The organism is Pseudomonas sp. GM24 (assembly GCF_000282235.1).
Taxonomy (GTDB): Bacteria; Pseudomonadota; Gammaproteobacteria; order Pseudomonadales; family Pseudomonadaceae; genus Aquipseudomonas.
On record NZ_AKJR01000300.1, the window covers coordinates 1 to 8,686 of the forward strand.

The following is an 8,686-nucleotide window of genomic DNA, read 5'->3' on the forward strand; positions in this document are numbered from 1 at the left end:
AAAGCACTCTACGGTGTACAACCGGAGTCGGCGGTGCGCAGCTTTACTGCAGAGAGGTGGACGGATTCCGTTACCGATTTTACGAACGGCACGTCAGGTAACTGGACCAAAGGGCCAGCAGGTTATCAAGGGCGAGTGACCAGTGGTGTGTTTCACAATGACACTACCGGCGCTTCGGGTCACTCGGGCTTACTATTCAGTCAATCATTTCGATTCGTGGTCGGGCATACCTACACATTCAGTTATCGAGTCCGAAACTTCAGCCCTCAGCCGACTAACATGCCCCCTATTTTTTCCGTCAGGTTTTCAACTGGCCAAGCAATCTTGCCGGTGTACAGCGTTCCCCGGACCGGCCAGTGGTATACCCAGACAGGCAATTTTTCCGTGACACAGAGCACGAACCATACGATTCAAATAATAAGCCATCAGGATCGAGGAGGCGGTGGTGGGACTGATGGTGGCAACGATTATCAAATCGATGACATTGTTGTTCGCCTGGCTCGCTGAGCCTCTTGAAGGGGCGCCGCTACGGCAGTTCTCCCGGCCTGGAACACAGACCTGATGATTCGCGAGGAACTGCCAGCCCTGCTTGTCAGTCGCATGAACAGGCACTCAGAATTCAGAGGAGTAACCGTGTCCAGCGATCCCGAGCGTCATGTAGTCGACGCGCCCGTCATCCATCGTCTCAGAGTGCTGACGGTCAACACGCACAAGGGCTTCACGGCGCTCAACCGGCGATTTATCCTGCCGGAACTGCGCGAAGCGGTGCGCAGCACTTCGGCCGATCTGGTGTTTCTGCAGGAAGTGGTGGGTGAACACGAGCGACATTCCAGTCGTTACAACGAATGGCCACAAACCTCGCAGTACGAATTTCTCGCCGACAGCATGTGGAGCGATTTCGCCTATGGGCGCAACGCCGTCTACCCCGACGGCCATCATGGTAATGCGCTGCTGTCGAAATACCCGATCCGTGAGTACCGCAACCTCGATGTGTCGATCACCGGGCCCGAACGCCGTGGCCTGCTGCATTGTGTGCTCCACGTACCGGGGCACGCTGAGGTCCACGCGATCTGCGTGCATTTGAGTCTGCTCGAAAGCCATCGGCAATTGCAGTTGCAACTGCTCTGCCAGTTGCTCGAATCCCTGCCCGATGACGCTCCGGTGATCATTGCCGGCGATTTCAACGACTGGCAGCTTCAGGGCAATGTCGCCCTCGCCCGTCGCGACTATCTGCACGAAGCGTTCGAGCGCCATCACGGGCGCCCGGCCAAGACCTATCCGGCACGCTTTCCGCTGTTGCGGCTGGACCGGATCTACCTGCGCAATGCCAGCAGTCATGACCCACAGATCCTCGGTAACAAGCCGTGGACGCATCTGTCCGATCATCTGCCGCTGGCCGTCGAAGTGCACCTGTAGCCGCAATAGTGACAGTAATGCAGGACACAATAAGGCAGCTCGTTCGTTGGTTGAAAGTTACCGACATACCTTCTGTCGGTAACTGAATGCCCCTGACGCGAGGCTTATACTGCGTTTATCCATGCAAACAACCACTTAGTTATGTGCAGAAAAACAAACGCTTGCAAAGCCCGTTTTACCACTACCGCTCATCGTTCAATTTCTTGACGGGTGCGCTCGACTCTTCTTATCTCTACCTTACTACCCCCGGAATCACTACCCGGGACGAGCCTTCGGACACTCGCAAAATCGAGCGGTCAGGGCTCGCCCCGCTCCATTCGGTCGCCCCTCGTTCGGGGTAGGAGAGACGCCACACAGAGAGAATGCATGCGCCTGCAAGGTAGACCTCCATGAGAACTTCAATCAGCCCACACGAGATCAAAATCACTTTCTGCACAGTGTCGAGTTCTATCTTGCTGTGCTCATCCATGGAGGCGCAGGCCGGTTCTGCGGCGGATGAAACCACACCGTGGTATCGCGCGGATGTGCCGGCGATGACGTTGCCTGCCACCGTCATCACCCCCGGCTCGCAACGCTTCAGCCCACGGCCCGATCTGCAGGGCACACGCTTGATTACCGAAGACCTCGCACCGTCCGCCTGGGATGAGTTGTACGGCAGAAGCGCCCGGCAGGCGCAAACCGATGTGCTGTCATCAGGCTACGCGATGCCCGGCAGCGGCGACTTCAAAGGGCCAGCCGTATTGACCGTGAAAGGGAGCAGCCATACCCAGACCATCGGCCTGATCGGCGGCGTCAACCAGATTCAAGCCAATGGCAACGGCGTGCTCACCAGTCGCGCGTTGGCCGATCCGAACAGTGACACCCTCAATCTGCAAGGCCAGAGCCTCGGTGCTTATTACAGCCTCACCGGTGCGCAAGGCTGGCACGTTGATCTGTCGGCCAGCGGTGGCCGGGTCAGTGGTTTCAGTCGCAACGGCCAAGGCGCCAGGCAAGCCACCGAAGGCAGCGCAATGACCTTCTCGGTGGAAGGCGGTTTTCCGATAGGGCTGAGTGACAACTGGGTGGTCGAACCGCAGGCGCAATTGATCAATCAACGCATCACCCTCGACACGCCGTACGCAGGCTCGGGCAATGCTTCTTCCACCGATCTGACAGCGTGGAGCGGTCGCGTCGGTGCACGTTTGAAAGGCAGTTACGATTTGAATGGCTTGCCGGTCGAACCTTATGTGCGCACCAACCTGTGGCACACCGTCTACACCGGCAGCACGGTGACGCTGGATCAGGTCGACAAGATCAGCAGCAGCCGCAAGTCATCCACCGTCGAACTGGGATTAGGTCTGGTGGCACGGGTGACGCCGGCGGTGAGTCTGTACGTGAGTGCGGATTACAGCAGTGATGTCGATGACAATGATTTGAACGGGATCATTGGCAGCCTTGGGGTGCGGATGCGTTGGTAGCGTTTGGCCTGGCGGCGATAGTGTTTGTGCTGACGCCATCGCGAGCAGGTTCACTCCTACAAGGGAACGCATTCCAAGTGTAGGAGTGAGCCTGCTCGCGAAGGCAGCGACGCGGTCTCGGATCAGCCCTCTGGCTTGAGGATCAACACCGCCAGCGGCGGCAGATTCAGTTCCAGCGACAACGACTGGCCATGGCTCGGCACTTCCTCGGTAAACGCCCCGCCGCCATTGCCGTAATTGGAACCGGCATAGGTGTCGGCATCGCTATTGAGCAATTCTGCCCAGCGCCCGGCAAACGGCACGCCGACGCGATAAGCCTGACGTGGCACCGGCGTGAAGTTGGCCACCACCAGCACCGGTTTACCGTCCTTGCTCCAGCGCAACCACGCATACACGCTGTTGATCGCATCATCACCGATCAACCACTGAAAGCCCTGCGGCGCGTCGTCCTGATCGTGCAGTGCCGGTTCTTCGCGATACAGTCGATTGAGATCGCCAACCAGTTTCTGCACGCCTTTGTGTTCGGAGTACTGCAGCAGATACCAGTCCAGTTGCTGATCGTGATTCCACTCGCGCCACTGGCCAAACTCGCAGCCCATGAACAACAGCTTCTTGCCCGGGTGGGTCCACATGAAGCTCAGATAGGCACGCAGGTTGGCGAATTTCTGCCAGCGGTCACCGGGCATCTTGTCGATCAGCGAATGCTTGCCGTGCACCACTTCGTCGTGGGAGATCGGCAGGATGAAACGCTCGGACCAGGCGTAGACCAGACCAAAACTCAACTCGTTGTGATGATGGGCGCGGTAGACCGGATCCTGCTGAATGTAATGCAGCGAATCGTGCATCCAGCCCATGTTCCATTTGTAGGCGAAACCCAAACCGCCCTGCTGCGTGCTTTGACTGACACCGGGCCACGCGGTGGACTCTTCGGCGATCACCAGCGCGCCCGGCGCTTCCAGTTCGACCACATCGTTCAAATGCCGGAGGAAGTCGATGGCTTCCAGATTTTCCCGGCCGCCATGGCGGTTGGGTACCCATTCGCCCGCCTTGCGCGAATAGTCGCGGTACAACATCGACGCCACCGCATCGACACGCAAGCCGTCGATATGGAAATGCTTCAACCAGTGCAGCCCCGAGGCCAGCATGTAGCCGTGCACCTCGGTGCGCCCGAGGTTGTAGATCAGCGTGTCCCAGTCCTGATGGAAGCCTTCCAGCGGGTTGCCGTACTCGTACAGTGCGGTGCCGTCGAACTGCGCCAGACCGTGGGTATCGGTAGGGAAATGCGCCGGTACCCAGTCGAGAATCACACCGATCTCGGCCCGGTGGCAGGCGTCGACGAATTCGGCAAACTGCGCCGGCGTACCATAACGCGCGCTCGGTGCAAATTGCGAGAGCAACTGATAACCCCAAGAACCACCAAACGGGTGCTCCATGATTGGCATCAGCTCGATATGAGTGAAACCCAGTTCTTTCACATACGGAATCAGCCGTTCGGCCAGTTCCGGCCAGGTGTACTGACGGGCCACTTCGCCCAGATCATCCAGCTCACATTGCCAGGAACCGGCGTGCAGTTCATAGATCGACAGCGGCGCCGAGTGTTTCTGGCGGTCACGACGGCTGCTCATCCAGTCCTGATCCTGCCAGTCGATTTGCAGCGGCTCGGCGACTTTCGAAGCGGTGTCCGGCGGCAGGCTGGTGGCCAGCGCCATCGGGTCGGCCTTGAGCGGCAGAATGCCGTGGGCACCGAGAATCTCGTATTTGTACAACTCGCCCGCTTGCAGGCGCGGGATGAACAACTCCCAGACTCCGGACGGATGACGCAGGCGCATTGGATGCCGACGGCCGTCCCAGACGTTGAAATCACCAACCACCGACACGCGTCGGGCATTCGGCGCCCACACGGCGAAACGCACACCGTCGACGCCATCAACGGTTTTCAGTTGCGCGCCGAGGCACGCACTGAGGTCACGGTGATTACCCTCGGCAAACAGGTACAAATCCATTTCACCGAGTAACTGGCCGAAGCTGTACGGATCCTCGGCGACCTGCTCGCCGCCCGCCCAACGTGTGCGCAGCTGATACGGCCGCGCCTGATCGAAATGGCCGACAAACAACCCCGGCGTTTCGGTCTGTTCCAACGGACCGCGTTCTTCACCGCTGTCCTTGTCCAGCACCACGACACTCAACGCACCCGGTAGATAAGCGCGAATGAACTGCCCGCCAGCGCCATCGCCGTGCGGGCCAAGAATGGAAAAAGGGTCGTGATGTTCAGCGCGCACCAAGGCGTCGATATCTTTCGCCGAGGGCAGCAATGTTTCTTTGACCGCACCCTGTTCCTTGTTCGAGAAACTCATGACTACTCTCCACCAAGATCGGAAAAGGGTTTAAGCCCCGTCAATAACCCATACAAACCGTGCAACGGCACGGGCAGCCACGTGGGGCGATTTTCGGCTTCATAGGCCACTTCATAGGCCGCCTTCTCCAGGCCGAACAACGCCAGCGCGGCGTCGGCACCTTCAGGATCTTGCCAAGCATGATCAAGACTAGCTGCCGCACGGCGATATGCCTGAACAAATGCCTCACGGGCCTCATGCAGATAACGCTCGGCGACCAGACGCCGCGCGGTTTCAGACTCAGCGCTGTGGTCAACGTTGTGCACGTTGATGGTCATCGCCGCCGCATAATCGAACGAGCGCAGCACGCCGCTGACATCCTTGTACGGACTGTGTTTGCCACGACGCTCGCTCAATGGCCGCGCCGGTTCACCCTCGAAGTCGATCAGGTAGGCATCGCCCTTGATCACCAGCACCTGGCCCAAATGCAGATCACCGTGGACGCGAATGCGTAAACCACCGACGGCTTTTTTCGCCAGATCCTGCACATGCGCGAGGATGGTTTTCTTCTCGTCGATGAGACGTTTGACCAGTTTCTGATCCGCCGCATTGAGTTCGCCCTGATGCTGCTTGAGCAGTTTCAAGGCGTGCTCGACCTGCGCCACGACATCCTTGCCCGTCGCCTGCATATCCTTGACCGTCGACACCTGCGGGGCGAAGTCGGGATTGTCGGTAGGCTCGGCAAGCATTTGATGCATTTCGCCCAGACGCTGACCGAGCATGCCGGCAAAATCCTTCAACTCGCCGAGGGCGTTGTAATGCTGTTCCTGCTCGGACATGGCATCGGCCAGCTCATCACGCAGCGCCCGTTCGAGGTTGTTCTGCGTCCACTCCCAGGCATCGCCCTGATTGCTCAGGTAGCCTTGGGCGATCATCAACAGGTTGTCTTCGCCCTGGGCGTCGCGGCGAATCACCGAGCCGAGCAGCGGAGAGATATTGGCAAATCCGGCCTCGGTCAGGTAAGCGCTCATCTCCAGTTCCGGGTGTACGCCAGAAGCGACTTTACGTATCAGCTTGAGCACCAGGCTGTTGCCGATCACCACCGAACTGTTCGATTGCTCGGCGGACAGATAACGCACTTCCGATTCGGCACCGAGGCCGAGTTTTTCCAGATGCGGCGTCGGCACAAAGCGGATTTCGCCCTCGCTCGACTCAAGTACGGTGCTGTTCTGCATGCCTTGCAGCACTGCACGAACAAATGCTTCAAGACTGAACGCGTCGGTGATCAGACCAACCTGTCGTACACGGCGTACACGGGATAAGGCCAATTGCTGCGGCAACGCCGGGCCGACCTGATCCTCGGAAATGAAACCGAACGGCAGTTGATAACGACTGGTCTGCCCACCGCTGGTGACTTCAATTTCGCTGAGCAGCACCGGATGCTGCGCATCGCCGAAACGCACGCCATAAGCCAGATGTACTTTTTCGATGGCGGCGTCCTTGCCGGCGAACCAGCGGCGGTTCTGCAGCCAGCTCGGCAGAATGCTTTGCTCCAGCGTCGTGCGCGACGGCGCTTCGAGCAGTTCTTCCATGCGTTTTTTCAACACCAGTGTGGTGAAGTCCGGCAGGCTTTGCGCCGGTTCCACGTGCCAACTCGGCATCTGGTTTTCTGCCGCCAGGGCGAACCAGTAGAAACCGTACGGCGCCAGGGTCAGGAGGAAATTCAACTGGCCAATCGGCGGGAACGCGTTACCGCCGAGCATCTCCACCGGCACCATGCCGACGTAGGCCGACAGATCCAGCTCCACCGCTTGCGCACTGCGCGAAACGTTGGCCACGCACAGAATAATTTCGTGCTTGCCATCGGCATCGGTGAATTCGCGGGTGTAGGCCAGTACACGGCGGTTGTTCGGTGAGAGCATTTTCAACGAGCCACGGCCGAACGCCTTGGACTGCTTGCGCACCGCGAGCAGACGGCGGGTCCAGTTCAGCAGCGAGTGCGGATCGCCAGACTGGGTTTCGACGTTGACCGACAGATAGCCATATTGCGGGTCCATGATCGGCGGCAGCACCAGACTCGCTGGGTCGGCGCGGGAGAAGCCGCCGTTACGGTCGATCGACCATTGCATCGGCGTACGCACACCGTCGCGGTCGCCGAGGTAGATGTTGTCGCCCATGCCGATTTCATCGCCGTAATACAGGGTCGGCGTGCCCGGCATCGACAGCAGCAGGCTGTTGAGCAATTCGATGCGACGGCGATCACGCTCCATCAATGGTGCCAAACGACGGCGGATGCCGAGGTTGATCCGCGCGCGACGGTCAGCCGCGTAGTAATTCCACAGATAGTCGCGTTCTTTGTCGGTGACCATTTCCAGCGTCAGTTCATCGTGGTTGCGCAGGAAGATCGCCCATTGGCAATTGGCGGGAATTTCCGGGGTCTGGCGCAGAATATCGGTGATCGGGAAGCGATCTTCCTGGGCCAGCGCCATGTACATGCGCGGCATCAACGGGAAGTGAAACGCCATGTGGCATTCGTCACCGTTGAGGCCTGCGGCATCGGTGTCGCCGAAGTACAGCTGCGTGTCTTCCGGCCATTGATTGGCCTCGGCGAGCAGCATGCGGTCGGGGTAATTGGCGTCGATCTCGGCGCGGATCTGCTTGAGGACGTCGTGGGTTTCGGGCAGGTTTTCGTTGTTGGTGCCGTCGCGCTCGATCAGGTACGGGATCGCGTCGAGGCGCAGGCCGTCGATGCCCATGTCCAGCCAGTAGCGCATGACCGAGAGCACGGCTTTCATCACTTGCGGGTTGTCGAAATTCAGGTCCGGCTGGTGCGAATAGAAACGGTGCCAGAAGTACTGGCCGGCAACCGGGTCCCAGGTCCAGTTGGATTTTTCCGTGTCGAGGAAAATGATCCGCGTGCCGTCGTATTTCTGATCGTCATCCGACCACACATAGAAATCCCGCGCCGCCGAGCCGGGCTTGGCCTTGCGCGCACGCTGGAACCACGGGTGCTGGTCCGAGGTGTGGTTGATGACCAGCTCGGTAATCACCCGCAAGCCGCGCTTGTGCGCTTCGGCGATAAAACGCTTGGCATCGGCCATGGTCCCGTAATCGCTGTGCACGCCGCGGTATTCGGCGATGTCGTAGCCATCGTCGCGACGTGGTGACGGGTAGAACGGCAATAGCCAGATAGTGTTGACGCCGAGGTCGGCGATGTAATCGAGTTTGGCGATCAGGCCGGGAAAGTCGCCGATCCCGTCATTGTTGGAGTCGAAAAACGATTTGACGTGAACTTGATAGATCACCGCGTCCTTGTACCAGAGCGGGTCTTTGATAAAGGTGGCTGCCTTGGGTTTCTTCGCCATGTGAAACTCCTGAAAAATTCGTTTCTGCACAGAATCTGATTGTGCTGATCCCCCTGTAGGAGCTGCCGAAGGCTGCGATCTTTTGATCTTGCTTTTAAAAGATCGCAGCCTTCGG

The 8,686-nt window shown here is 58.9% G+C and carries 5 protein-coding genes; 3 read left to right on the forward strand and 2 right to left on the reverse strand.

Annotated elements, in window-relative coordinates:
- The 3 genes from PMI23_RS30110 to PMI23_RS27150 form a co-directional block, all read left to right on the forward strand.
- Positions 1–507, forward strand: a 507-nt coding sequence (locus PMI23_RS30110; protein WP_007950231.1) for a hypothetical protein, incomplete at its 5' end; no start/stop codon positions are given.
- Between the two features lie 126 nt (positions 508–633).
- Positions 634–1,416, forward strand: a complete 783-nt coding sequence (locus PMI23_RS27145) for an endonuclease/exonuclease/phosphatase family protein (RefSeq protein WP_007919173.1) — start codon at positions 634–636, stop codon at positions 1,414–1,416.
- Positions 1,417–1,805: 389 nt separating this feature from the next.
- Positions 1,806–2,873 (forward strand): autotransporter domain-containing protein, encoded by a 1,068-nt coding sequence (locus tag PMI23_RS27150; RefSeq protein WP_007919175.1) that lies wholly within the window; start codon positions 1,806–1,808, stop codon positions 2,871–2,873.
- 122 nt (positions 2,874–2,995) lie between these two features.
- Here the strand turns inward: PMI23_RS27150 and glgB are convergent, their stop codons facing one another.
- Together glgB and treS are read right to left on the reverse strand one after the other, a co-directional pair.
- The gene (gene glgB, locus PMI23_RS27155) at positions 2,996–5,227 is read right to left on the reverse strand and encodes a 1,4-alpha-glucan branching protein GlgB (protein WP_007919177.1); all 2,232 of its coding nucleotides are present in this window, start codon (positions 5,225–5,227) and stop codon (positions 2,996–2,998) included.
- Between the two features lie 2 nt (positions 5,228–5,229).
- Complete coding sequence (gene treS / locus PMI23_RS27160) at positions 5,230–8,571, reverse strand: maltose alpha-D-glucosyltransferase (RefSeq protein WP_007919178.1); 3,342 nt, start codon at positions 8,569–8,571, stop codon at positions 5,230–5,232.
- Positions 8,572–8,686 lie beyond the last annotated feature (115 nt).